The sequence below is a fragment of the Candidatus Leptofilum sp. genome (assembly GCF_965223285.1).
GTDB lineage: Bacteria > Chloroflexota > Anaerolineae > Promineifilales > Promineifilaceae > Leptofilum.
Genome location: NZ_OZ244997.1, coordinates 1640134 through 1664663, shown reverse-complemented (window position 1 = coordinate 1664663; position 24530 = coordinate 1640134). Strand labels below are relative to the sequence as shown.

The following is a 24530-nucleotide window of genomic DNA, read 5'->3' as shown; positions in this document are numbered from 1 at the left end:
ATTCATGACAGAGGCTAGCTCATTTTCTAAAGAGGATAGGAGGTTGTGGCGGGCGGTTTTGCGGGCGGTACGGCCGTTTCCACTCAGCACGCCGCATACAAAACTGCTCATTGGCGTGTCTGGCGGGGCAGACTCTTTGGCGTTGCTGCATCTGCTGTGGCAGCAAGTGGGGGCTGGACGGTTGGTCGTGGCGCACCTGAACCACCAACTACGTCCGGAGGCAGCGGCAGACGCCGAATTTGTGGTAGAAACGGCCGCTTCCTGGGGCATTCCCTGCAAAATGGGCCGTGTCGATGTGGCTGCCCTTGCCGAACAATCTCGCCTCTCTTTGGAGGCTGCCGGGCGATTGGCGCGATACCAGTTTCTGGCAAGTACGGCTGATGAGGTAATTGCCGACGCTGTTTTGGTGGGGCATCATGCGGATGACCAGGCCGAGACGGTTTTGCTCCATTTGCTACGGGGGAGCGGCAGCAGTGGGTTGCAGGGAATGCGCCCGGTGGGCGTGGTGCCAGGAAGTGAGGGGATGGTTTTGTTACGGCCGTTTCTGACCACCAGCCGTGCCGAAATAGAAGCGTACTGTATCCGACATCGGCTCACGCCCCGGCAGGATGCCAGCAACGAAGATGTGCAGTTTACTCGTAACCGCATTCGGCATGAGCTGCTGCCGCTATTGCAAACATATAATCCCCAAATTCGGAGCAAGTTGCAGCAAATTGCCACAGTTACCGCAGATGAATTAGCCGTTTTGCAGGAGCAGTTTGAGGAAATTTGGCCTACATTGGTCATTGACCAGGCAGAGGATTTCTTGCTGCTGGATCGAACTCGATTTCAGGCGTTGGCGGTGGCCTGGCAGCGATTGGCGTTGAGAAACGCGGTTCAGCAGCTCCGTCCCCAGGTAACTGAAATAGGCTTCCAAACGGTTGAGCTGGCTCGCAACCTCATTCTGGAGAAAGAGTCTGGTACAGAAGCCTGGTTGCCGGGGGCGTTGGAGATACGGGTGGCGGCAGAGACAGTTGCTTTTGGAACTTCCAGTGGAGCACAACTTGCCTTTTTGCCACAGCTCATTGATGAACAAGCACAGCCTTTGTCCTTGCCCGGTCAGGTTCAGTTGGCGAACGGTTGGGCGATTTCGGCAACAGTTGTGGCAGGGGTTTCATTGGCTGAAATCCAGCAGAATGAAGATGTTTGGCAGGCTTTTGTAGCCGTGGCTGAAGTAGATGATTTGTGGGTACGGCCGTATCAGCCCCATGAGCGATTTCAGCCGCTGGGTATGGATGGCCAGTCGCAGAAAATTGTGGATTTATTAAGTAACCGAAAAGTGGAGCAGGTCGGACGGCCTTTGTGGCCCATCGTGGCTACAAGCAAGCATCCTGTTTGGATTGTGGGGCAGCATGTGGATAACCGCGCACGCGTGACCGATGAAAGCCTTCGTATAGTGAGTCTGCTCTGTTACCAACGCAAATCGAGATAAATTCAGACCGCACCTTTAGCAAACCGCAAAGAAATCACTATTCAATTTTCAAATTGCCTACGTAATCTGCACCATCACAACGTTACTTCTAAAGGCGGGCGATGCGAATCGGCCGTTTCTTCTTTGGCCCGAATGAGCAGCACCGGCACGTTGGCGTAGCGCAACACTTTGTCTGCCACGCTGCCAAACACCCAGCGGCTAATACCACTTCGCCCGTGGGTGCTCATCACAATCGTATCGACGGCCAAATTTGCGGCGACGTCCAATAGCGCGTCCGCGACATTTTCGCCTTCGGTGACCTGTGCGTGGGTTACAAACCCTTGCTGACGCAAGGAGCCTTGGTGCCCACGCAGGTAGGCGCGCGCATCTTGTTCCGATTGGTTTCGCATTTCTGTGAGCAGTTGGGCGTATACGCTGCCGTTGGCCGCAGTCATGATGAGGTGTGGGGGCTGAATGACCCATACCAGGGTTAGTTCGCTATTAAACTTGCTGGCCAATTCCATTGCTGGGGGCAAAGCCGCTTCGGCCAGATGTGATCCGTCGAGGGGAACCAGAATATGATTGAACATGATTGGCCTCCTTTTCCTTCTTCTAAGTGGCATACCGGAGAGAAGCAGTTGAAAAATACGGCCCAGCTTCTCTGTGACTTGCTCAACCTAAAGCCAAATTCAAGTCAAATTAATGTTATGGCTTTTACGTTAGTGTGCCATGTGTAAACGGCCGTTTGCCAGTGACAATGCCCATAACCCCAACGGATAAATGTCATTTTCGCCCGGCTGTGTAAGGTGGCTCACCAACTGCTTTTTGAACTGGAGATATGGTAAGCAGCGTGGCTGTTTTACCTCCAACTGCCCATTAGCAATTGTCGTGATATGTTTGTGCATGGGCTTAGAGTTGGGTAAACGGCCGTTTATGATGCTTGGCTGAGATATATCAACCGTTATACTAAATGCCGCATTCTGGAAGGTTTCCGCCAATATCTATTTAGCGGATGCCGAAACGCAGGAAGAGCTTTTTGCATGAAAACGCATCGGAAGAAAGTGGTGATAGGTTTTGCGATATTGGTGCTGGTTGGCGTTTTGCTGACGCCAGCCGCGCTGCGTGCTATCCCGCCGCGTTATGCTGCACGCTGGTTGCCTGAGCCTCTGCTGGAAATTGCGTCGCCACAGCAAGAAGTTGCCATTTTGCCAACGGTGGTGCAGCCTCTGGACGCCAACAGCTTGCTGGGAGAGCCTACGCCTCTGGCTGCACCTGTTGTGGAACTGGTTCAGCCAACAGCAACGCAGACATTGGCTTCTGAGGAGACGGCTATACCACCTACGGCCGTTCCCCCGACCGCAACGCCCGTTCCCACTGCAACGGCCGTTCCCATCCCTGCAGCCGCTCGCTTGGAAGGCATCCAGCACCATTTTCAGGATTGGAACAACTGCGGCCCCGCCACGTTGGCGATGACGCTGAGTTATTTTGACCTGTTTGTCACTCAAAGTGATACGGCCGCTGTGTTAAAACCAAACCCTGAAGACCGCAATGTTAGCCCAGATGAGATGGCAGCCTATGTGAATGAAACTACTCAATATGAAGCGATTTATCGGGTAAACGGCCGTATCGACATGCTCAAACAGTTTGTGGCCAATGGCATTCCGGTGATCATGGAAATTGGCATTGAGCCGCCGGGAGAATTTCGCTGGCTGGGTTGGTATGGGCATTATCTGCTGGTGGTAGCCTACGATGATGCCAACGAACAATTTTTTGTATATGATTCCTGGTTTGGTACGAGTGATGTGCCTTTGGAGAATGCGGACAGGAACGGCCGTAACTTGCCCTACGCAGAAGTAGAAACGTTCTGGCCCCAGTTTAACCGCAGCTACATTGCGGTTTACGAGCCAGAACAGGCAGAAACCGTCGCCCGCATCATTGGCGAAGATATGGATGACGCAACAATGTGGGAAAAATCGCTAGTGCAGGCTCAGGCTGAAGCAGCCTCAGACCCAACCAATGCGTTTTACTGGTTTAACTTGGGCAGCAGCTACAATGCTGCGGGCGAATATGAACGCGCCAGCACGGCCTTCGACCAGGCGCGCGCCATCGGTTTGCCCTGGCGCATGTTATGGTATCAATTTGGCCCCTACGAAGCATATTATGAGGTGGGCCGATATGAAGATGTTATTTTGCTGGCTGATGTGACCTTGCAAGATCGGCCGTATTTTGAAGAATCATTTTATTACAAAGGACTAGCCCTGGCTGCCACTGGTGAAACGGCCGCAGCCGAAGAAAATCTGGAAAGAGCCACCACCTTTAACCCCAACTTTGCCCCCGCTGTGGTAGCCCTTGCAGAACTTTCCAGTAATCAGTAAGTCAGTAACCAGTTCCCAGATTTAACTACGACCGATTACTGCTTACCGAATATCGTTTACGGAATTTAATATGAGAAAAAGAACGAAAAACCTGATTTTTATTGTTGTTGGTATACAAATTTTGCTCATTATTGGTTTGCTGGTGCTGCCGAGTGCGGCGGGTGCGATTCCCGGACGGTACCGGGTTGCTCTGGGAGAACGCAGTCCGTTTTTGAGCAATATTGTGGAGGGCGTGATTGACCAAGTGGCGCCCGTGGCAACCGCGTTGCCTGTGGCGGTCGTATCAGCAAATGAGCCACAGGTGGATATTGAGGCGTTGATTGCGGTAACGGCCGTTTCTGAACCAACGGCCACCAGCAAACCGACTGAAGCCCCCACTGTTGCCCCAGAAGAAACGCCAGATGTGGATGCCACACCTCTACCGACGAACACCCCGCCGCCCACGCCCACCAACACCCCCACGCCTGAGCCGCTGCCCGTCTCGCACATGTTGGATGGGGTCGGCGTCATTCGCCAATCGTTTAACAATTGCGGCCCGGCCAATCTTACCCAGGTGCTCAACTTTATGGGGTACGACATTACCCAGACAGAAGTGGCCGATTACCTAAAGCCCAACAGCGAAGACCGCAATGTGAGTCCCTGGCAGATTGCTGATTACGTCAATGGCTTTACCGGGAACGCCTTTAAGGCCAGCGCGCACAGTGGCGGTACAATGGAATTGCTCAAGGAGTTTATTGTTGCGGGATACCCTGTGGTTATTGAAAAGGGGTACGATTTGCCGGGCCAAGGTTGGTGGGGGCATTATCTCACCGTGTTTGGTTACGATGATGAACAGGAAATATTTTACAGCCAGGACAGCTTTTTAGGGCCGTGGGATGGCAGCGGCCGTACCGACGATTATGAGGAGTTTGAATATTATTGGCAGCAGTTCAACTATACGTTCTATGTTGTTTACTTTCCCTCACAAGAGGCAGAAGTACAAGAAATTTTAGGGCCAGAGTTGGTTGACCCGATGGCCATGTGGCGCATGGTTGCCGCTCGCGCCCAGGCAGAAATCGACGCTGAGCCAGAAAATAATTTTGCCTGGTTTAACTTGGGTTCTGCTCTCACCGAGATGGGCGTCCGCACTGGCGAAGCGCAATATTATCAGGGTGGGGCGCAGGCCTATGACCAGGCGCGGGAAATCGGTTTGCCGCCCCGCATGTTGTGGTACCAGTTCCGCCCCTACATGGCCTATTGGAAAGTCGGCCGTCACGATGACGTGATTGCCCTGGCAGATGCGACGTTAGCAACTCAGGGCGGGCGCAACGTGGAGGAAACATATTGGTACAAGGGTTTAGCTCTGGAATCTCAGGGACTCATTGATGATGCGATTGGCAACTATCAGGCGGCATTGGAAGTGAACCACAACGCCTATTACGCGCAGTGGTCGCTGGATGCGCTCACGGGTGGCGGATAAAAAGAGAGATTAGAGATTGGAGAATAGTCAAAAAATCTCCAATCCCTAATCTCCAATTCCCCTATGCCTCCCAAGCTCATTCTCGTTCGCCACGCGGCCGTCCAGGTGAACCCCTCAGTCAATAGTCACCAATGGCAGCTCACCCCAGACGGCCGTTCCACAACCCACACGCTCGCCCAAAAACTAAAACCATGCCAACCTCACCGTATTTTTACTAGCGAGGAACCAAAGGCGATTGCCACCGGGGCGGCTCTGGCTGAAAAGCTGCTATTACCCACACAAGCCATCCCTGGCCTGCAAGAGCATGATCGGCGGGGTGTGCCTTACTTTGAGCGCAAAGCGGATTTTGAAACGGCCGTCTCCCGCCTGTTTGCCCACCCAGATGAGCTTGTTTTTGGCAATGAAACGGCCGTGCAGGCCGTCACTCGCTTTACCCAAGCTGTTAATCAGCAGCTCGCAGTGTACCCCCAGGATAACGTTGCCATCGTCAGCCACGGCACTGTCCTTACCCTTTACATTTGCCAATACAATCAGCAACTGACTCCCCAACTGTTTTGGCAAGCACTCACGCTGCCCAGTGCCTTTATTCTCTCTTTGCCAAATAAGCAGCTCGTCCAAAGCCTCTATCTAAAACGGTGATCTCAAGCGGGAAGTCACCCAAAAGTCATGATAAATATCCGGCTGTCTCAACGCCAAAACGCAGGTATAATATTCGGCGAATCCTCATCTGCGATTCCTGTACCATGAATTGAGGAATTGTTGAAGCCCACGGGGCAGCCCACGGGACCTTATAAAACTCCGATAACAAAGTTAACCCAGCAATTGCTCAATTGTTTAATTCCTATATTTCCCTTGGAGGCACATATGTCTAAACGTAAACACATAAAAGTTACCTACTCAACATTAGCCAGCCCAGATCCATTGCTGCACGAATATTTTGATGAGTCGGTTGTAGAAGCCAAAGCTGGCTTCGGCAAAACATTCCCCATGTATATCAACGGCGAAGAGCGCACAGCGAGCGAAACATTTGCAAAGCGCAGCCCAGTTGACCTCGATCTGGTGATGGGGCATTTTCAGAAAGGCACGGCCGAAGATGTAAATGATGCCGTTGCTGCTGCCAAAGCCGCCTTTCCTGCCTGGAGCGGCCGTCCCTGGCAAGAGCGCGTGGCTATCATGCGCAAAGCTGCCGATCTCATTAGCGAACGGCTCTTCCACATGGGCGCAGTCATGAGCCTGGAAATCGGTAAGAATCGGCTAGAGGCATTGGGAGACGTGGAAGAAACGGCCGATCTCATCCGCTACAACTGTGACGCTGTGGAGCAGAATGATAACTTTAACCGGCCGCTGCTTTCTGAAAGCGACAAACACCACAATCGCAGCGTTCTCAAGCCGTATGGCGTCTGGGCTGTTATCTCCCCGTTTAACTTCCCCGGTGCGTTGGCTGGTGGCCCCGCCGGAGCTGCATTGGTAGCCGGTAATTGCGTCGTGCTCAAACCCGCGACGGATACTCCCTATACCGCCTGGCTGCTCACGGAATGCTTCCGGGATGCAGGCGTACCCGCTGGCGTGTTTAATTTCGTTACTGGTGGCGGCCGTTCTGTTGGCCAAACCCTGGTCGATCATCCAGACGTGGCTGGCATCACCTTCACTGGCAGCTACGACGTGGGGATGCACATTTTGCGGACATTTGCTCAGGGTCGTCACCCGCGCCCGGTTATTGCCGAAATGGGCGGCAAGAATCCCACCATCATCAGCAAAAAGGCAGACATTGACAAAGCCGCGATGGGCGTGATGCGCTCTGCGTTTGGTTTGCAAGGCCAAAAATGCTCTGCTTGCTCCCGCGTTTACGTGCACAACGACGTCAAAGACGAATTTATGACCAAACTGGTTGATCTCACTTCACAAATCAACGTGGGCGACCCCACTGTAAAAGATAACTGGATGGGGCCAGTTGCCAACAAAGGCGCGTATGAAGATTACAAAGAGTTTGTGGCCGACTTGCACGCAAACGGGGATGTTGTTTTTGGCGGTAAAACGTTAGAAGAGCTTGGGAATGGCTATTTTGTGGCTCCCACTATCGTTGATAACTTGCCGCTTGAGCATCGCTTGTGGAAGCAAGAAATGTTCCTGCCTATCGTTACCGTAACCGGCTACGAGGATATGAACAAGGCGATGGAGATGGCCAACGATGTAGAGTACGGCCTGACGGCTGGCTTCTTTAGCGAAGACGACGACGAAGTACAGTGGTGGCTGGATAACATTGAGGCTGGTGTGCTTTACGTTAATCGCTCCAGCGGCGCGACCACGGGTGCCTGGCCTGGCTACCAATCCTTTGGTGGCTGGAAGGGCAGCGGCTCCACCGGTAAGGCTGCTGGCAGCTTCTACTACATTCAGCAATACATGAAAGAGCAAAGCCAAACCATCGTAGACTAAGTTCGATTCTTTTTTCACAACATCGTTTCCCCGGATAGCTTCAGCGGTAGTTGGAGATGTCCGGGGAATTTTGTCTGAGATGGTTGTCAGCCGCAGATTTGAGAACCATTTCAACCAAAGAGGCGGTTGCAAACGGCCGTTACGCCATGAACTATAAACATCCACACGGACACGTATTTTATCGCAAGATGAACCATGCCCGCCCCAAGATTTCTCATGGGAAGGGCATTTATTTATTTGATGAAAATGGCAAGAAATATATGGATGGATCGGGAGGGCCGTTGGTAGTGAATGTGGGACACGGCCGTTCTGAAGTTGTTGATGCTATCACCCAGCAAGCCCAAAAAGCTGCCTACGTCCACGCCATCATGTTTACCAACCAGGCCACAGAGCAGCTTTCCGAGGAGTTAGCCGAGTTGGTTCCCATACCGAACCCGCGTTTCTTTTACCTGAGCAGCGGGTCTGAGGTGGTAGAAGGAGCCATTAAGCTGGCGCGGCAAATTCAGCAAGCCAGAGGCGAAGCATCCCGCGACATTACCACCTGCCGCTCACTCAGTTATCATGGGATGACGTTGGGTGCCTTGGGCGTAAGCGGCCGTCCCGGTTTGCGAACGCCCTATATGGGCATGATGGTCAATATGCCCCACATTCGGCCCCCATACCCTTACCGCTTTGCTGCCACCGGTGAAGAACTTGCTGGCCGTCTGGAGGAATCTATTCTGGCATATGGCCCGGAAACGGTTGCAGCTTTCATTGCTGAGCCAATTAGTGGTGCTAGCTTGGGCGCGGTGTTACCTCCAGACGATTATTGGCCCGCTGTCCGCCGTGTTTGTGACAAATATGGCGTGCTGCTTATTGCCGATGAGGTGCTGGTGGGGATGGGGCGTACTGGCAAATGGTGGGGCATCGACCATTGGCAGGTGCAGCCGGATATTCTGGTAACGTCAAAAGGGTTGGCTGGCGGTTACTTTCCGCTTGGTTTCGTTGCCGCCAAAACGGACGATGTGGAACTGATTCGGCAGAAGTTGGGCGACTGGAATCATGGGGGCACGTTTAGCCATCATCCGGTGGGCTGTGCAGCGGCTTTGGCAACTTTACACATTATGAAAGCCGAAAACCTGGTTGAAAATTCGGCGAGGATGGGTGAAAAACTAGGCCAGATGTTACAAGATTCCCTGAGCCATCATCCCAACGTCGGTGAAGTGCGCGGACGTGGCTTGTTCTGGGGTGTGGAAATTGTGCAAGACAAGATAAACAAGACACCATTTCCTGCATCTCAGCATCTAGCCTGGGACATTTGGCAGCGGGCATTTAACAAGGGGTTGATTGTTTATTTCTCACAAGGCTGTGCCGATGGCCAAAACGGGGATGTCATTATGTTGGGGCCACCGCTTATTATTAACGAGTCACAGCTAGTCGTAATGGTGCGTATTCTCACTGAAGCAATTTATGAGGTGCTTGCTGAGAAAACAATTTCGTGAGCAACTACATATTTGAAGTGTAGACGACCTCGTTGTTTTCGCTCATCTTATTTCCTTTTGCCAGGTAAACACCTCACCCCCCTGACCCATCAAAACAGTGCCAGGGAAGACGCGCAGTCGCCAGGGCTCTAGCCTCAATGCGGCAAAAGCATCTACGGTGGGGCTTGTCCAGGCAGGGATAAGTTTGGGATCGTAGCCAACCGGTTCTGGGCCATTGAGGAACAAATCCCATACCATTTGGCGCGTATCGTCGTCAAACGCCCAAGTGGCACGGCATTCGGCAACACAAGTGTCTTGGCTGGGTGCCCAGTAATTTACAGAGACGTAGGGGTTGCGAGCGAGATGGGCGCGTTTGATTGGCGTTGGTCCTGTGGCAATCCAACCCGCAAGCTGCGCTCCGTCCCATTGCCAGATTGGATGGAGGATGCGGGAACGGGGACGGCCGTTGCTATCCACAGTCGCCACGCTTGCCCACACAATTTGGTGGGCCATCTCCACAAAAGCCGGGGCTGTTTCCAAAAGTGTATTCATGACAATCCTCTGAATGTAATTACAAAATAGCCCAATTACGTATTATCCAACTTCGCTCGCTCTTGCTCCACCAGAATGCGGCGCAAAATCTTGCCAGAGAGCGACTTGGGAACTTCCTCTACAAACTCAATGCGACGCACCTTCTTTTGCGGCGATACCCGCTCAGCTACCCAATCCATAATGGATTCGGCCGTTGCTTCTGCTTTGAGAACCACAAACGCTTTTGGCACTTCGCCTGCTTCCTCGTCCGGGCTGGGGATAACGGCTACATCCGCAATTGCGGGATGGGACAAGAGCAAGGCCTCCAGTTCAGCAGGGGCGACCTGGAAGCCTTTGTATTTAATCAGCTCTTTTAGCCGATCCACAATGTAGAAGAAGCCCTCATCATCAATGTAGCCAATGTCGCCGGAGTGCAGCCAACCTTCTTCGTCCACAGTAGCGGCCGTTGCGTCTGGGTTATTGAGATACCCTTTCATTATTTGCGGGCCGCGCATCCAAATCTCACCATTTTGGTTGCGCCCCAACGGTTTCATGCTGGCGACGTCGACCACCATCACTTCTGTGTTGGGGATAGCTGGACCAACGGAAGAAAGTTTATCCTCTTTAGTCATCGTGCGATTGTAGACATGGGTGACAGGGCTGGTTTCTGTAAGCCCGTATCCTTGTACGACGCGGCAGACCAAGCGTGCCTTAACCTCGTCAGCCAACGCTTGACCCAACGGAGCTGCCCCAGAGGACAGCTCCACTAATGAGGAGACGTCGTATTGATCGACAATGGGATGTTTGGCCAGGCCAACTAAAATAGGTGGTACCAGATTGACGCGAGTCACTTTGTGTTTTTGTACCAGTTCCAGGAACTGCACCATGTCAAAGCGGGGCATCGTGACAACGGTGGCACCCTTCACCAAGCTCATATTCATGATGACCACCATGCCATAAATATGAAAGAACGGCAGAATGCCCACAACTGTATCTGCTTCATCCACCAGTTCAATGCCTGTAACCCCTTCCACCTGCACGATATTGGCTACAATGTTGCGGTGGGTGAGCATGACGCCTTTGGGGTAGCCTGTTGTGCCACTAGAGTAGGGAAGCACGACCAAATCTTCGGCAGGATTGATGCTAATTTCAGGTAGGGAGCCATCGCTTTGTAGCAATGTGCCAAATGGTGTGGCTCCCTCGGTGGGGTCGAAGGTGAAAATCTCCTCAACGTTGCTTTGAGAAGCGGCCGTTTTTGCATTTTCCAGGAACAGTGAGATTGTCAACAAATATTTAGCGTTTGCATCATTAAGCTGGCGTGATAATTCTTCGGCCGTATAGAGCGGATTTACCGTCGTGACGATGCCACCCAACAAGGAAACGGCGTGGAAGGCAACGGCATATTCCGGGATATTGGGGCTGTAGATGGCGAAAACATCCCCCTTGCCAAAGCCGCGCTTTGCCAAGCTGGATGCCACTAAACGGATAGCTCCACCAAGTTGTGTGTATGTGATGGTACGGCCGCTTGGTCCATCAATCAGTGCCGGTTTGTCACCAAATTGCTGGGTGCGGCTCAAAACAAACTCGGTCAGCGACACATTGGGGATGTCAACATCGGGATACGGGCTTTTGAAAATCATGTCTACTCCTTGCAAATATGGTGAAACTCGTCTTACTACCTGTCTGAATGTCGGCCGCAGAGTGCGCAGAGATTTTTGAGGTGCAGATTAATTTCTCAGATTCCTCTTTTTTCTCTGTGGCTTTTCCTACTCAAATGAACGCGCTTTTTTCTCGTTGACAAAGCTCAGGACGATGAGGCCAACCACCAGGAAGACGCCAATAGAAAGGATGGCTAGCTTCTGCCCTAGCTGTTCGGCCGAGGTGATGGATTCGCCCTGTGTTTGGTACCAAAGGGCGGCTTCAGCAGCAATAAGGCCGTAAACGGTGGGGCCAATGAAAGAAGAGGTCCGCCCAGCAACGGCGAAGAAGCCATAAAATTCAGCACTGCGGCCCGGTGGGGCGAAGAAGCTCACCATCGTTCGGCTAACCGACTGGATGCCGGCCATAGCAAAACCAGCCAAAATACCCAGGAGATAAAAGCCGGTGGCGCTGTTGTTGAGGTACAGCCAGATGACGGCGGCAATCATGGTGACAATTGATAGAGCCAGAGAGCGTTTGCCCCCCAACTTATCTACCCAGGAGCCAAAAGCATAGGCACCACCCACGTTGCTTACTTGAACAATGATGACAAAGATGATGAGCTGCTGTTGGTCCATGCCATACAAAACTGCGCCAATGATGGCGGCAAAGTTTAGGGCCATAATTACGCCATCGTTAAAAATGAGGAAAGCGGCCATGAATTTGAGAAATTCTTTGAATTGGCTTGCTGTTTTAATCGTTTCGGCCAGTTGTTTGAAGGCGTAACCAAAATAATTTTCGCCAGGGGGCAGCGACTTGGCTTTGGCCCGCTCGGGTAACCAGAGGAAGATGGGTGCGGCGGAGATGGCGAAGAATACGGCCGTAATGACCAAAGACGTCCGGATAATCAAATCTCCCTCAATCATGACAATGAGCGGCAAGATGATGATCAGACAAAGGATGCCACCAACCGTGCCGATAGCCCAGCCATTGCCAGAAACACGGCCTACCTCATGTGGCTCAGCGATTTCTGGTAGCAGCGAATTGTAAAATACCTGGGCACTTCGGTACCCAATCTCGGCCAAAATGAAGAAGCTCATGCCAATGGCCACATTGCCTGGTTCAGCAAAGAAAAGGCCTGCGGTAAAAATGCAGGCCATGACGGTGTAAAAGAGTAAAAACTTCTTCTTCGATCCAGAAAAGTCGGCGATTGTGCCTAAGATGGGTGATGTGACGGCAACAACAAGCATAGCGATGCCCACGGCCAGCCCCCAGAGTCGGGAGCCTTCAGCACCGCCAACGACGCTCCCCTGAAAATAAGCAGAGTAAACGGCCAAAAGTACGACCGAAGCATAAGCAGAGTTGCCAAAATCGTACAAATACCAAGCCCATCGCTCCCGTCGGGTTGTGGTCGTGCGCGTTTGTATGGGGACTGTTGTCATGGGGGTTCCTCTTCAGTTTGTTGATTGGGTGGTTGGCGCAATATTGTACACGGGAAATAGCCAGGGACAAAAAGGGGACATATTTTTTTGAGACATATTTTGGAATAACTTGCTGTGGCAATCTTCAGGTCAATTGCTACAAATTCAACTATATTTCCAGCAGGTGCGGGCTGAATTACAAGCCTTTGCAGACGAAAGCGAACAGCTCCATTTGTTAGAGACGCTAGCGGCTTTCCCTGCTAACCAAATGGAAAATGTAGATCATCTGATTTTTGAGGCAGCAAAAACGTATACGGGAATAATTGCGGCTGAAATTGAAGAGAAACGGCCGTAATCGCTCAGGTTACGGCCGTTTCCAAAAGATCAGGACTTGCGCAGTGGAGACTACAAAAGTCTTATTCTCTCTAGAAATAACATCTTTAGACCCGAGACTTTTGTAGTCTGGTTAGGGCGATGGCGTAAGTCCAAATGATAAAACTATCCTCGCTGCCCCACCAGCTCTTCTAACAGATCTACATAGCTGGCCAGGACGCCAAACGTGGTTTCAACTGCTTCTGGCGAAGTCATATCTACCCCCGCAATCTTCAAGGCATCCAGCGGGAAGACCGAGCCACCCGCCTTGAGGAAGTTCAAATAGTTGTCAACGGTACCTTCCTTGCCCGCCAAAATATCTTGGGATAGCGAATGTGCTGCCGAAATGCCCGTTGCATATTGGTAAACGTAGAAATTAGCATACATGTGCGTGTGGAACTGCGCCCAAGTGATACCTACACGCTCTCGATCCACCTCAACCTCGTCGCCAAACCCCTCGCTAAACAGGTCAGCCAGCAGATTGTTGAGCACGTCCGCGTTCAGTGCCTGGCCGCGCTCGACGCGCTCGTGAATTTCCAGCTCAAAGCGAGCTAGCGTGGGCATGATGAAAAAGTAGCGGTGGAAGTTAGACATCGCTTCTTCGATCACGGCAATTTGGAACTCCGAATCGCTGTTAGCTTTTAGCAGATGAGCGCGCACCATTGCCTGATTAAAGTTGGAGGCCACCTCGGCTACAAAGAGGCCATACCGGCTGTAGGCAAGCGTGTTTTGGTTTTGCCAGGTTAGGTAAGAGTGCATCGAGTGGCCAAGTTCGTGGGCTAATGTACTCAGGCCAAACAAATCATCTGTGTAGCTCATCATGATAAACGGATGGGTTCCCTTTACACCGGAGGAGAATGCACCCATCCGTTTGCCCTCGTTGGGATACACATCTACCCAGCGATTTTCCAGCGCACCGCTGCGCAAAGTGGAGGCGTATTCCTGACCCAATGGCAGCATACCTGTGGCAATCCAATCAACGGCCGTTTCATACGACACATTTGGCGGATTCAAAGACATCGGTGCTTTTACGTCATAGGGATACAGCTTGTCGTAGCCCAACGCTCGCCGACGGATGCTCCAATAGCGGTGCCAGGTGGGCAGGTTGGCCTTGTAGGTGTCAATCAGATTGTGGAAAACCTCGGTGGGAATGAAGTTGCTGGAGAGTGCCGCTTCTAGCGAATTTTTATAGCCACGCACCCGCATGTTGAACACATCTTGCTTCACCCCGGCGGCCAAAGCGTTGGCCATCGTGTTTTTGAAGGCGAGATGGGCATCGGCGTAATTTGTCCAGGCCGTGCGGCGGACTTCACGGTCGGCGTGGGTGGTGAGGCCGCCAATAGTGCCCTGTGTCACGTCGTAGGTTTGGCCGTCGCTGCCCACGGCTGGCTCAATTTTCAGATCTGCATTGGCCAGAATGCCGTGCGTCGCCGAAGCGGTGCCGAAGGCGTCACGCACCATGCCCAGCACCTGCTCTACCTCGGCAGATCGGACGTGTTCCTGCTGCTTTTCCAACTGGTTCAGGTAGTGACCGTAGTCGGTCAGCCGCTCGTCTTGGGTGAGCCAGTCGCGCAAAGTATCGAAGCCGATGGCCAGCATTTCTGGCTGGGCGAAGGCGGTGGTGGCCATGGCCATGCCAAACAGGCCGCGGGCGCGGTCGTTGCGGGCGGCTGCTTCCTGGTTAGTGGTATCAACGCTGTAGTTCAGGCTAGCATACACGAAGATTTTGCCAACGGCCGTTGCCATCACATCCGTCGCTTCAAAATAATCGCCCAAAACGGTCGGGCCTTCACTGAGGCGACCCTTGAATTTTGCAATTTCCTGGAGCTGCGTCTGGAATTGGGAAACGGCCGTTTCCCATTCTTCCGGCGATGTAAAAATAGACTCAACATCCCATTTATACTGTTGGGGGATTTCTTCACGCTTGCGAGCGACAGTGGACATAGTGGATTCTCCTTGCGGTTGTTTTCCCCCAATTGAAGCACGAAATGGGCAAAATGGCGACTGCGAATTCTGCCACACCTCAGGTATAATCTTGCTATTCAGCGGAGACGTGTGCATGACAAAGCCAACCTTTGCCCAGTTGCTTAGACAACGGTTCAATAATCTGGTTCGTTTAGACCAGAGGGGCGTTCCCAACGAAAAAATCAGACAGGCATTACGCAAAACTGAGATGGACGGGTTGCCGTTCATTTATGGCAGTTTTGGCCTCATGTTTTTTGTCTACGCGGCCATTCAGCAATATTTGCTCGTAGAAACTGGTCAATCGGTGATGGTAAGGGTGGCGGTGGGCAGCGGAATTTTCTTGCTGATTGGCTTTTTTGTGTTGATGCGTGGCCATGTGTCTGCCAAATACGCTGAACGGGGAACGGCCGTTGTTGCCAGCGTCATTTTGCTCACCATTTTGCTGCGCTTTTATTACAATCCTTTGCCCAATCAGTCAGCCAATTTGGCCCTCTTTTTGTTTGGGGCGGGGGTGATGTTTACCTCGCTACGTTGGTATGTAGCCATACAGATTTTCTGCTGGCTGGCGTGGGTGGGCATTTACCAGCGCAATCCAGATCATCCAGAATGGCTTTACTTTGGCGTGATGATCTTTGTGGCCACGTTCACTGGCCTGGTGGCGTACGGCGTGCGCATTCATGCCCTGCGGCAAGCGGAGATTTTCCGATTTGTAGAGCGGCGTCAGCGCAAGGAACTGGTGCAGCGCACGGTGGAGCAACAAACCAACTACGCGGTGGGGCAGCGCATTACCTCCATTTTGGAGCTAGACAGTTTGCTGGATCAGATTGCATCACTTATTTCGCAGCAGTATGTGGCGTATTACGTGGGTGTCTTTTTGCCGAACCCAAACCAGCTGGGCATTACGGCCGTTGCTGAAGCAGGCAGCGGCGTTCCAGAAGCAGGGTTGCAACTGCGTGCCGGACTGAAGGGGCTGGTGGGTTGGGTATTGGCCAACGGACGGCCGTTGTGCATCGATGACATCACCCGCGACTTCCGCTATCAGGCGGACGAAAAAGCACCCAACGCCCAATCAGAGATTTTGTTGCCGCTGAAAATGGGGGACAAGGTGCTGGGTGTGTTGGATTTGCAAAGCAATGAGCTGGGTGCGTTTTCACCCAATGAAATTCCCAACTTCCAGCTATTGGCTGATCAGGTTGCCATTGCGCTGGAAAATGCCCAACTCTATGCTGCAATCAAGCAATTTAACCAGCAGTTGGAGCAAAAAGTAGATGAACGGACGCAGGCGTTGCAGGAAGCGTACGGCCGTCTGGAACGCCTGGACAAAACAAAAACCGACTTCATTACCATTGCCTCGCATGAACTACGGACGCCACTCACCATCGTGACCTTCAACGCCCAAATGCTGTTGGATGATGAGGAAATCATGGCCAACAGTTACTATAAAAAGTGGGCCGAGGGCATCGGTCGGGGGGCAGCGCGCATGGAAGAGGTGGTGCAGAGCATGCTGGACGTTGCCAAAATTGACAGCAGTTCGCTAGACCTGTACCTGGCACCCGTGAATTTGCCGTTTTTGCTGCAACAAATAGGCAATCGCTTTAGAGAGTCGTTAGCCAAGCGAAACATCGTGCTGCAGCGGGGCGACCTGGCGAATTTGCCTGAAATTGAAGGGGATGTGGAGGCATTGCAGAAGGTTTTTTACCAGATTTTGGTCAATGCCATTAAGTATACGCCAGATGGGGGGGCGGTGCGTGTAGACGGCCGTTTCCATCCACCAACCAGCGACGACAAAACCGAGGGGGCCGTAGAAATAATCATCACAGATAGCGGTGTTGGTATCGCTGTTGAGCTGCAAGAACTCATTTTTGAAAAGTTTTACCAAACCGGGGAAGTGATGCTGCATTCATCAGGCAAAACCAGCTTCAAGGGAGGCGGGGCTGGTTTGGGTTTGGCCATTGCTAAAGGGATTGTGGAGGCACACAACGGCCGTATCTGGGCCAACAGTCAAGGGTACGATGAAGATTTACTCCCTGGTAGCCAATTCCATATTAAATTGCCCGTTAAGCAGCCTGGTCACCTCTAGTGGGCGCACGCTCCGCAACTTGCTTTTTCAAGCGTTCATTTTCTTTACTGGATCGGTAAGTGAGGTAAGCTAGCAGCAACCCTATTGGCCCACCAGTTCCCAGTAGCAGTAGCACATTATCTGCCAACCCATCTACGATTTGGCTCCAGCGACTTTTAGCCACTACCTGTATATTGCGCGAAATGCTTTGGGTGAGAACGGGCACCTCGCTGATGGAATCTGGTTCCTTGTATAAGTTCACCGTGATGACCTGGGCTTCACCGGGCGTGGTAGCAACCACGTCCCAGGTCCAGGCGGCGGGTAGGGTGGTGCTGATGACACGCGGCAAGCGCACGTTGTTGCCACCGGAGGGGAACACCTCAAACGCGGGGGCATTCAGCTCCGCCGACATCAAGGGGAAAAGCTCAACCGTTTGCTCGTAGAAGGCGCGTTCGCCATCATCGTAGCTGGCGTCGATGCGCACCACGCCCGTGATGTGTGGTTCATGTTCGCCAATCGTGGCTAGCTCCGGATCGGCGATGATTTCAACGGTGATGACGCCACTTTCTTCAACAACCATCGAAAGCGGATGTGTGAATTCGAGGCGGCCCGTTGGTACAAGGTCTTCGGGCGGCGTTGGCGTGCCGCCACCATCTTCGGCTTCAGAGGTAGCATTAACCTGTGGTGTGCTGGTTGGGGTCGGTGGTGGCGTGTCGGTGGGGGGAACGGCCGTTACCGCCACTCCTTGAGGGATTATCAATGTTTGTCCGGCAGTGATGGCATTGGGATTGGCTAAATTATTTGCCTCAGCAATCTCCTGAACCGATACCTCGAAGCGGTTGCCAATAATGACCAGCGTATCGCCCGGCTGTACGGTGTAGGGAACGGCCGTTTTCGTAATGACGGCCGTTGGCGTGATTGTTGCCGTCGCAGTTGCGGATGGCGTGACATCTTGCTCAATTTCCGGACGGCCCACCGTTGCCTCTTGAGGCAATGGCAATGGAGTGGTTGTCGGTGGCAGAGAAACAATTGGCGCAGGTTGCTGTTGGAGTTGGTCACAGGCAGCAGTCATTCCCACCAAAATGATAGTTATCAAAAATAGAATCCCAATTTTTTTCAAATCCCACCTCAGCCACAAAAATTCGTATAGCCATTATGCATTCTTGAACTATTGTCAAACGTCAAGAGCAAGTTTAATTTATGTCAAACTATGATGCAAGCTCACAGGCTAATAGCTATTCTTATCTGCTTTATTTCTTCGACCCTATCAAAATCTAACATATAATTCAGTTTCATGAGTGATAGTTTGCTGCAAACGAAGCTGTATATTCCGCCTTTACGGCCGTCTCTCGTCTTGCGTACTCGTCTTCTTGAGCAGCTTACCCACAACAAGCATAGCAAACTGACGCTTATCTCTGCGCCCGCCGGATTTGGCAAAACAACTCTGGTTGTGGCTTGGCTAGCAGAAGGACAGGAAGGTGAGCGTGCCGCTTGTTGGCTATCACTCGACGAAAATGATAATGGATTGGCCCGCTTTTTTACCTACCTCATCGCTGCCATTCGCACCGTTGCGCCACAGTTTGGCAACAGTTTGCTCGCCAGCTTGCAATCTGCCCAACCGCCAAATGAAACGGCCGTTACCCAAACCTTGCTCAATCAGCTGGCTACACTCAACCAGCCCCTGGTGCTTGTTTTGGATGATTACCATCTAATTACCGATACGGCCGTTCACAATGCCCTTACCACCCTGATAGAGTATTTGCCGCCCCACATTCACATCATCATCACCAGCCGCGAAGACCCGCCGCTGCCGCTGCCCCGCTGGCGCGTGCGTGGCCAGCTCACTGAAATTCGGGCTGATGATTTGCGCTTCAATACGGCCGAAGCCACTGATTTTTTCCAGCAAACAATGGGGCTGTCGCTCGGTCAGCAGGCGATCACTAGCTTGGAAAGCCGCACCGAAGGCTGGGCGGCGGGCCTGCAACTGGCGGCACTTTCCTTGCACGGCCAGTCCGATCCCACTGAGCAAGTCGCTTCTCTTTCAGGCAGCGATCGCCATATTGCTGATTATCTGCTTAGCGAGGTGCTTCACCAGCAGCCACCCGAAATACAGCAATTTTTGCTGCAAACGGCCGTTTTGGATCGCCTTTGCGCTCCGCTCTGTCATGCATTGTTGGCAAATCAATCTCTGCTCTCCACTCTCCACTCCCAAGACGTCCTTGAACGTCTTGAAGCTACCAATCTTTTCCTCATTCCTTTGGACAACCAGCGCAGATGGTACCGCTATCACCATCTGTTTGCGGACCTGCTGCGAGGACGTTTGCAGCGGGATGTGGGCGAAACGGCCGTGGGCGAGCTGCACAAGCGAGCGGCCCAATGGTACGAAAGCCAAAATCTGCACGAAGAAGCGATTCGCCACGCCTTCGAGGCAGAGGATTTAGAGTATGCGGGACGATTGGTGGCCGAAACGGCCGTTGATAGTTTGTGGCAGCAGGGGGGTGCTGCACTCGCGCGACAGTGGGCCAAAGCATTGCCCGCATCCATCATCCAGGCGCACCCGCACATCGCCATTCTAGCCTCGACAGCTCACCTCATCATTGGCGATATTCAGCCAGCTGCACGTTACCTGGACATGGCGGCGAATCAGCCCAGCGTCGAAGCCGAATGGCACCTTCTCGAAGCCATCCTCTTGCGGAACCAGGGACAGGTTCCGCAGGCATTGGAACTAGCGCAGCACGCGCTCGAAAATCTTGCCTCAGACCAACATAACCTGCGTACCTTTGCCTACCTTCAACTGGTCAGTAACTTCCTGCAAATGGCTGAATTGGACGAGGCTGAACAGGTCATTCACATGATCCGCCGTCATTTTGACCAAATTGATGTCGGTTCTCGGCTCCATGTTTTGCGAATGCATGGCCTTATTGCCACCAATCGCGCCAATTTTTACCAAGCGGCCGCTATTTATGGCGAAGGGTTACAGTTGCCTGACGCCGAAAGGCAGCCGATGATTGGCACGCTGTACAATGGACTTGGCTTCTTACGCTTCCAACAGCACGAAATGGATCAAGCCGCCAGCTATTATGAGCAGGCCAAAATTTGGGCAGACCGAACCGGTATTACCGACATTCTCTTTGATGCGTATTTAGGGGAAGCTGACTTGGCTTGCTGGCGTGGTGAGCCACAAATCGCTTTAGATATCATGGCTCGTTTTCGTAAGTTTGCCCAGCAGAGTAATTTGCCCCTGATTGTTGAAATGAGTGAGCTGTACAACGTACTGTATCATTTGAAGGCGGGACGTTTGGAAACGGCCGTTCAGTGGGCCACCAACTCCGGACTTACAGTAGACGACAAGCCTAGCTTTCAACTTTATGGGCATTACAAACTGTTTATCGCTACGCACATTCGCCATAGTGAACAATCGGGCGATACGCGCCAACTCCCCGCACTGGCTCAGCTTGCAGAACGCCTCCTCACTATGTTTCAGCAACGGAACTATATTTTTGATGCGCTTGTGCTGCTCACCTGGATGACCGTGCTCTATGAATTGGCCGGAAATCGGGAAAAGGCAGTAGATAGTTTGCAAACGGCCGTTGCCTACGCCCAACCCAGCAACATTATTTACCCTTTTGTTGCCAGAGGGAGAATTCTTCAAACTGTTCTCAGCCAGCTCCAACCGACCCCCTTCATCCAACGTCTTGTCCACATCTTCAATGCCACTTCTCAAACTCCGTCCGTGCCTCACCCGTCCCAGCTTCTAGAGCTGCTGACGGGGCGTGAACGAGAGGTTTTGGCCTGTCTGGCTGCGGGTCTCTCGAACAAAGCGATTGAAGAGAAGCTGTACATTTCCAAAAACACCGTTCGTACCCACCTCAAAAATTTGTATGGCAAGTTAGGCGTGAACGGCCGTACGCAAGCCGTCGCCCGCGCCCGCGAGCTAGAGCTACTTTAATCCTACAAGACGACTGAAGCCCAATCTCACCCCTCAATCTCACCCCTGGCGGTGACGACATCTCACCCCCCTCCTGTCTATACTGAAACCATCTGAAAAAGTTATGCATCCACTCAGGAGGATCAAAATGACAAACGTATCTATTTTCTTACCCGATTATGTTGAAGAAGTTGACGACGAACAGCTCGATTTAGGCAAGGCGATAGCCCTGCATTTGCTGCCAGGGGCGGCGATTATGCTCACTTACATTATTTTGGCCTGGGTTTTAAGACCGTTTTCCCTCCCTTCACTGCTGCCTTTCCTGTTTGCCATTCCTATCACCCTTATTCCTGTGGAGCTGGGCTATTTATTGTATCAAGGCAAGCAGCGTAACGGCCGTTACTCATTAGAAGGCATTGTCCTCTACCGACAACCGCTGACCATCAAAAAATTCACTGGCTACACGTTGCTCACCCTGATCGGTATGCTGGCCCTTTTCTTGCTCTTGGGATTTACCGACAGCTTCATGTTGCAATACTTTTTTGCTTGGTGGCCGGCCTGGCTAATGCCCGATTACGCCACCTTAATGCAAGGCTCTACCACGCTGCTCATCGTTGGCATCATCCTAACCATGCTCTTAGCCAACCTCGTAGCTCCAGCTATCGAAGAGCTTTATTTTCGCGGGTATTTATTGCCACGCATGGCAAGATACGACCGTTGGGGTTTTATCCTCAATGGTGCTCTCTTTGCCGTCTATCACTTTTGGTCACCCTGGAGCGTTTTTTCCCGCGCCATCGCTGTCCTGCCGCTCGGCATCGCGGCCCGCAAAGGCAATGTTTATGTGTCCGTTGCTGCCCACTGCCTCATCAACACCCTCGGCTTTCTGCTCGTAATGCCGATGTTGCTTGGTCAATAAATCCAAACGTATACGCAAGATTGGACCAATTTTTCCGAACATACCTATAAAATTGGTCCAATCTCCGAAAATCAACTAACAAAGAGAGATAGTCATGTTACAAACCCTTAAGCAAAGAAACTTCGCCCTCCTCTGGACGGGCGGGCTTATTTCCCTCATCGGCAACTGGATTCTCATTGCCGCCATGCCCTTCCACATCTACGCCATTACCGGCTCCGCCCTGGCAACCAGTGCCTGGCTGATGGCCTACATGGCCCCCGGCGTTATCTTTGGCACTGTGGCTGGCGTTTTCGTAGATCGGTGGGATCGCAAACGGACTATGCTTGTTGCCAGTTTTATGCAGGCGGCCATCATCCTGGTCCTGCTCTTTGCCCAAACGCCAGAAACTGTGTGGCTCATCTATGTGGTAGCTATTATTGAATCCACCCTGTCTCAATTTTTTAGCCCGGCCGAAAATGCCCTGCTCCCCTCTCTTGTGGATAAAGAGCATCTGCTGGCGGCCAATTCACTTAACTCCATGAATGACAATTTGGCGCGGCTTATTGGCCCCGCAATTGGGGGGACGCTGCTGGGCCTTGTGGGTCTCACCAGCGTTATTTTGCTTGATGCGGCATCCTATATTTTGGCTGGCACGCTCATCCTATTTGTTAATGCACCCCGGCAGGTCACTGCTCCCACGCCTTCTGCAACGTCAACGATTGGCGGTGGCTGGAGCAAAGTGTGGCGTGACTGGGTAGCTGGCTTAAAGCTGGTGCGGCACCGACGTATTTTGGCCAGCCTCTTTACCGTTGTGGGCATTGCCCTGTTTGGGGATGCCATTATTAGTGCCATCCTTGTTGTCTTTGTGCAAGATACGATGGGACTTAGCTCCGTGGAATTTGGCTGGATGATGACGGCACGCGGTATCGGGGGTCTCATAGGTGGGATGCTGGCGGCGCAGCTTGGGCGTAAATTCACCGCGGGGCAGCTTATTAGCGTTGGGCTTGCTAGCAGCGGCATCATCATCTTTGTTGCTATTGGCTTCCCCACGCTTGCCGTTGTGTTGCCAGCCATGCTTTTGGTTGGCATCCCTGGCATCATTGCCTTTGTTACCATCCAAACCTTGCTGCAACAGGAAACGGAAGATGCGTATCGCGGCCGTATATTTGGTGCCTTTGGCACCACGACGACACTTCTCATGCTCATTGGCAGTGGCATGGGCGGTGCCTTAACTGACCAGTTAGGTGACACGGCTCTGATGAGTGGCGCAGCAATTATTTACGTTATTGCCGGACTGATGGCTGCAGCCCTTCTTATCAAGCCAACCCGTAAGGCCGTGGCAACAGATTGAGTAAATTAGTCCACTCTTTTCAAATTAAAGAAACCTTGGTACTTGTTTCATGTAGGCTCGATAAGCGTCACCATACTGTTTTATTAGCCAGCGTTCTTCTAAAAATGGCGCAATCAGATATAAAAGCATCCACAGCACAAGAATTAGCATTACTTTGCCTGAATTAACAACCAATCCTAACCCAATAATACCGATGATGGTCACCACGTAAACCGGATTTCGGCTCCTGCGGTACCAGCCATCCGTTTGTAACCCTTGCTTTTCACCGTGGGCATTGCGCCAACCCAGGTTGTGGGTTGCTAAAAATGCAGCTATGAAACCCACTGAGGTTAGCGTTCCGCCTATGTAAAAACGCCACCAGAAATCTGTATCGGCAGCGGGCTGGAAATCCAGATAAGCGAGGGCCATAATGCCAATCATCATGATCCGGAACAGCGTCCAAAAAGTGCGATACTGCCAACTATTGCGGCCTGGCGGTGGCCAGAACTGAATTTCGTCGTGCCACAATGAGATGAGTGCCAAGATTATCAAGATGCTGCTGGCCAGAAATGAAAGAATAAAAATGGCTATATTCATTTGTTGTTTAATACCCCTGGAATCCCCAAATATCTAGGGGTTATAGACATATACTGTTCGTACACAATGCCATGTTGCTGGTGTAGATGATTTTCCTCTAAGAAAATCTGTATTTGTATGGAAACATCTCCCAGCAGCCAGAGTGCAAGTGTAAACGCGTTTGGCATGATTAGAAACCACCCAAGCAAATTTAAGCGCACTCCAAGGAAGATAGGATTACGAGAAAAGCGAAAGATGCCTTGGGTGACAAGTGCCGTTTGATTTTGCTCATCAATACCAATCCGCCAGGAACTGCCCATTTGTGCTTGAGAAATCAGTACCCAAGGGAAAGCCAAGATCAACAGTAGAATTCCTACGGCCGTTCCGACCGACTCCTCAAGCCAATCCAATGGCCCCAAATAACTGTACCAATGAGCTGGACCCAAAATGTAAAGCAAAACAATTGTTATGTTTCCGATGAAAACCAACCTGTATACGCGACCTAAAAAACTGGGAATGTCATCCTTGTTTGAAAGCCGGTATGGATTAATGCCTGTTGCTTGCCAAGTAACATAGCTGCGCCAAAAGAAGGCAACTCCGTAAAACAAGATGAGGTAGATAAGCAAGAAAAACTTCAT

Annotated in this window: 20 protein-coding genes; 11 read left to right on the top strand and 9 right to left on the bottom strand. The window is 52.0% G+C overall.

The window, feature by feature from the left end:
* The first annotated feature begins 4 nt into the window (after nt 1–4).
* Nucleotides 5–1471 (top strand): tRNA lysidine(34) synthetase TilS, encoded by a 1467-nt coding sequence (tilS, locus tag ACOQPU_RS07715; RefSeq protein WP_420644545.1) that lies wholly within the window; start codon nt 5–7, stop codon nt 1469–1471.
* A 74-nt stretch (nt 1472–1545) separates the two neighbouring features.
* Here the strand turns inward: tilS and ACOQPU_RS07710 are convergent, their stop codons facing one another.
* Both ACOQPU_RS07710 and ACOQPU_RS07705 read right to left on the bottom strand, forming a co-directional pair.
* On the bottom strand, nt 1546–2040 hold the full coding sequence (locus ACOQPU_RS07710) for a universal stress protein (RefSeq protein WP_420644544.1): 495 nt from the start codon (nt 2038–2040) through the stop codon (nt 1546–1548).
* A 129-nt stretch (nt 2041–2169) separates the two neighbouring features.
* Entirely contained in the window at nt 2170–2355 is a 186-nt protein-coding gene (locus tag ACOQPU_RS07705) for a hypothetical protein (protein WP_420644543.1), read from the bottom strand.
* Nucleotides 2356–2490: 135 nt separating this feature from the next.
* Here ACOQPU_RS07705 and ACOQPU_RS07700 point away from each other — a divergent pair, with 135 nt between their 5' ends.
* From ACOQPU_RS07700 to ACOQPU_RS07680, 5 genes are all read left to right on the top strand, one after another.
* Nucleotides 2491–3825, top strand: a complete 1335-nt coding sequence (locus ACOQPU_RS07700; RefSeq protein ID WP_420644542.1) for a C39 family peptidase — start codon at nt 2491–2493, stop codon at nt 3823–3825.
* 70 nt (nt 3826–3895) lie between these two features.
* Nucleotides 3896–5284: a C39 family peptidase gene (locus tag ACOQPU_RS07695; protein ID WP_420644541.1), complete on the top strand. Its 1389-nt coding sequence runs from the start codon at nt 3896–3898 to the stop codon at nt 5282–5284.
* A gap of 63 nt (nt 5285–5347) precedes the next feature.
* The gene (locus tag ACOQPU_RS07690; protein WP_420644540.1) at nt 5348–5923 is read left to right on the top strand and encodes a histidine phosphatase family protein; all 576 of its coding nucleotides are present in this window, start codon (nt 5348–5350) and stop codon (nt 5921–5923) included.
* A 225-nt stretch (nt 5924–6148) separates the two neighbouring features.
* Nucleotides 6149–7717, top strand: coding sequence for an aldehyde dehydrogenase family protein (locus tag ACOQPU_RS07685; protein WP_420644539.1), 1569 nt, complete (start codon nt 6149–6151; stop codon nt 7715–7717).
* A 98-nt stretch (nt 7718–7815) separates the two neighbouring features.
* Nucleotides 7816–9198, top strand: a complete 1383-nt coding sequence (locus ACOQPU_RS07680) for an aspartate aminotransferase family protein (protein WP_420644538.1) — start codon at nt 7816–7818, stop codon at nt 9196–9198.
* A gap of 42 nt (nt 9199–9240) precedes the next feature.
* Here ACOQPU_RS07680 and ACOQPU_RS07675 read toward each other — a convergent pair whose 3' ends face one another.
* The 3 genes from ACOQPU_RS07675 to ACOQPU_RS07665 form a co-directional block, all read right to left on the bottom strand.
* Nucleotides 9241–9729: a pyridoxamine 5'-phosphate oxidase family protein gene (locus ACOQPU_RS07675; protein ID WP_420644537.1), complete on the bottom strand. Its 489-nt coding sequence runs from the start codon at nt 9727–9729 to the stop codon at nt 9241–9243.
* Between the two features lie 35 nt (nt 9730–9764).
* Nucleotides 9765–11348 (bottom strand): 4-coumarate--CoA ligase family protein, encoded by a 1584-nt coding sequence (locus ACOQPU_RS07670; RefSeq protein ID WP_420644536.1) that lies wholly within the window; start codon nt 11346–11348, stop codon nt 9765–9767.
* Nucleotides 11349–11474: 126 nt separating this feature from the next.
* Entirely contained in the window at nt 11475–12788 is a 1314-nt protein-coding gene (locus tag ACOQPU_RS07665; RefSeq protein WP_420644535.1) for an MFS transporter, read from the bottom strand.
* A gap of 133 nt (nt 12789–12921) precedes the next feature.
* Between ACOQPU_RS07665 and ACOQPU_RS07660 the strand changes: the two genes are divergently transcribed.
* Nucleotides 12922–13122, top strand: coding sequence for a hypothetical protein (locus ACOQPU_RS07660; protein WP_420644534.1), 201 nt, complete (start codon nt 12922–12924; stop codon nt 13120–13122).
* Nucleotides 13123–13265: 143 nt separating this feature from the next.
* Here ACOQPU_RS07660 and pepF read toward each other — a convergent pair whose 3' ends face one another.
* On the bottom strand, nt 13266–15083 hold the full coding sequence (pepF, locus tag ACOQPU_RS07655) for an oligoendopeptidase F (protein ID WP_420644533.1): 1818 nt from the start codon (nt 15081–15083) through the stop codon (nt 13266–13268).
* 115 nt (nt 15084–15198) lie between these two features.
* On the opposite strand from pepF, the gene ACOQPU_RS07650 reads away from it, so the two are divergent.
* Complete coding sequence (locus ACOQPU_RS07650) at nt 15199–17184, top strand: ATP-binding protein (protein WP_420644532.1); 1986 nt, start codon at nt 15199–15201, stop codon at nt 17182–17184.
* Here ACOQPU_RS07650 and ACOQPU_RS07645 read toward each other — a convergent pair.
* Nucleotides 17162–18259 carry a LysM peptidoglycan-binding domain-containing protein gene (locus tag ACOQPU_RS07645; RefSeq protein WP_420644531.1) on the bottom strand — a complete coding sequence of 366 codons (1098 nt, stop codon included), beginning with the start codon at nt 18257–18259 and terminating at the stop codon, nt 17162–17164. The two genes, ACOQPU_RS07650 and ACOQPU_RS07645, sit on opposite strands and share 23 nt — an antisense overlap.
* A 198-nt stretch (nt 18260–18457) precedes the next feature.
* Here ACOQPU_RS07645 and ACOQPU_RS07640 point away from each other — a divergent pair, with 198 nt between their 5' ends.
* The 3 genes from ACOQPU_RS07640 to ACOQPU_RS07630 all read left to right on the top strand — a co-directional run bounded on the left by ACOQPU_RS07640 (nt 18458) and on the right by ACOQPU_RS07630 (nt 23337).
* Entirely contained in the window at nt 18458–21112 is a 2655-nt protein-coding gene (locus tag ACOQPU_RS07640; RefSeq protein ID WP_420644530.1) for a LuxR C-terminal-related transcriptional regulator, read from the top strand.
* Nucleotides 21113–21239: 127 nt separating this feature from the next.
* A complete protein-coding gene (locus tag ACOQPU_RS07635) occupies nt 21240–22007 on the top strand; it encodes a CPBP family intramembrane glutamic endopeptidase (protein ID WP_420644529.1) in 768 nt (255 codons plus the stop codon).
* 94 nt (nt 22008–22101) lie between these two features.
* The gene (locus ACOQPU_RS07630; RefSeq protein WP_420644528.1) at nt 22102–23337 is read left to right on the top strand and encodes an MFS transporter; all 1236 of its coding nucleotides are present in this window, start codon (nt 22102–22104) and stop codon (nt 23335–23337) included.
* A 24-nt stretch (nt 23338–23361) separates the two neighbouring features.
* Here ACOQPU_RS07630 and ACOQPU_RS07625 read toward each other — a convergent pair whose 3' ends face one another.
* Together ACOQPU_RS07625 and ACOQPU_RS07620 are read right to left on the bottom strand one after the other, a co-directional pair.
* Nucleotides 23362–23913, bottom strand: coding sequence for a methyltransferase family protein (locus ACOQPU_RS07625; protein ID WP_420644527.1), 552 nt, complete (start codon nt 23911–23913; stop codon nt 23362–23364).
* Nucleotides 23910–24530 (bottom strand): methyltransferase family protein, encoded by a 621-nt coding sequence (locus ACOQPU_RS07620; protein ID WP_420644526.1) that lies wholly within the window; start codon nt 24528–24530, stop codon nt 23910–23912. The genes ACOQPU_RS07625 and ACOQPU_RS07620 overlap by 4 nt, the downstream gene beginning before the upstream one ends.